The sequence below is a fragment of the Bartonella sp. AP36NXGY genome (genome assembly GCF_042195865.1).
GTDB lineage: Bacteria > Pseudomonadota > Alphaproteobacteria > Rhizobiales > Rhizobiaceae > Bartonella.
This window is the reverse complement of the sequence record NZ_JBHIPD010000089.1, coordinates 1-1,721: the sequence shown is the minus strand read 5'-3', so window position 1 is coordinate 1,721 and position 1,721 is coordinate 1. Positions and strand designations below refer to the sequence as shown.

The following is a 1,721-nucleotide window of genomic DNA, read 5'->3' as shown; positions in this document are numbered from 1 at the left end:
GTAATCAGATGTTGAATGGATTGACTTACTTCTTCTTCGTTGACAACTAATATGATAACTTTACAAGGTGATAACAGCTTATCCTCTAAAGCACGTGAAAAGTTGTAAGTGTAAAGTTGTTTGCCATAGAGTTTTTCATTATCCATGGACACCAAAACGTTATTGGATAAGAAAGCATTCCTTTTCAGCTTGTCACTAAAGATCTTTGGGGTTGCTGTCATGTAGAGGCGTTTTTTGCCTCGAATAATGCTATTGTCATGAACCTTGATAAATTCAGATTCATGCTTTTCTGTTCCCAACACAACACCAGTTGTTCTATGGGCTTCATCACAAATGATCAGATCAAATTCGGGTAAACCATGCTCTTTTTGTGCATCCGAAATCACTTGGATAGAATGATAGGTTGAAAAGATGACCGTCATTGCATCTGCTAGGTTTTCACAAGCTTCTTTGGCAAGGGCTTTCGCATCTGTTGTAGCAGGGAGAACAAGATCTGATGTTTCCATGCCAACAATATCATCTTGGTTTTTACGACGCTTGCCTACTTTCGTATCAGAACAAACCGCAAAGGAACGCAACGGGACTTGTGCATCGGCTGTCCATTCACGGATTGTTTGCGAAACTAAAGCCAGAGAAGGAACCAGAAACAACACACGCTTGCCTGTTCCTGCTATGGTTTCTGCTATCTTCAAACTGGTGAAAGTCTTCCCCGTTCCACATGCCATAATCAGCTTGCCACGATCTGCTTCTTTTAACCCTTCACAGACTTTCTTGATGGCTTCTTCTTGATGGGGACGAGGCTCTTTTGTTGATTTCAGAACAACTTCTTTTTTCGTTGCAAATATTTGCCAGTCTATACGACTGTTTTCCATATGACGAAGGTCAATACGATAAACGGGTATCGCTTGTCCTTTAATCATGGCATTCACATTGTCACTTAATTCCACTTCTGTGCTGTCAACGAGAAGTCGATATTTAAAGATGTCTTTTCCAGAGGCAGCGATAAAGCTATCAATATCTTTTTTACTGATCTGATGGTCAGCTTTATAAAACTTACATTGAATAGCCACATATCCCTCTTGATTGCGAAGCTTTGCCACCAGATCAATGCCGATATCATTTTTATTCCAACCTTCACGCTCTTCAGCCCATTCATAATAGGTTTCTACCTTTTCATATCGTCCATAATGGAGAGGGTCATGCATAAGATATTTTGTCACAAAATCTTCAAACACTTTCCCCCGTAGAGCATTTGATGTTGCCTGTTCACGATAGGATTGTAAAAGGGAGCGTAAAGTGAATTGTTCATTATCAGACTTAATAGATTGAAGCATATTGTAATAAAAATCCCTTGCCTTATGAGATGATTAATAATCATCAAAAGAATCAAAACGAATTCAATTAAATGCACTTAAAGCAAATAACGATAAAAATGGGAAAAAACTGCTAAAAAAGCGGATAAATTTTTTTCAAAATGGGTCTTTAAGGCTGCTTATCAACAGCCCATGACATGGAATAAGATCAGCAAAGTAGTGAAATTTGCTATTCATTTCACGTATTCATCAAGATAAATGTACTACGTTCTTTAAAATATCAGAATGAGTATTTTGATAGGTTTTGTCTGTTTTTAAACCCCCCAAAACACCTACAAAACCCTCTTAGATATATATTAAAAATTGTATTTATGTGTTATGTTTAATATAGGTTGTTTATTTGAAAGA

1 protein-coding gene is annotated in these 1,721 nt (G+C 37.2%); it reads right to left on the bottom strand.

All coding sequences use genetic code 11. From position 1 onward, the window contains the following. On the bottom strand, nt 1-1,334 hold a 1,334-nt coding region (locus ACFINX_RS09955; RefSeq protein ID WP_375668784.1), incomplete at its 3' end, for a DEAD/DEAH box helicase family protein. Nucleotides 1,335-1,721 lie beyond the last annotated feature (387 nt).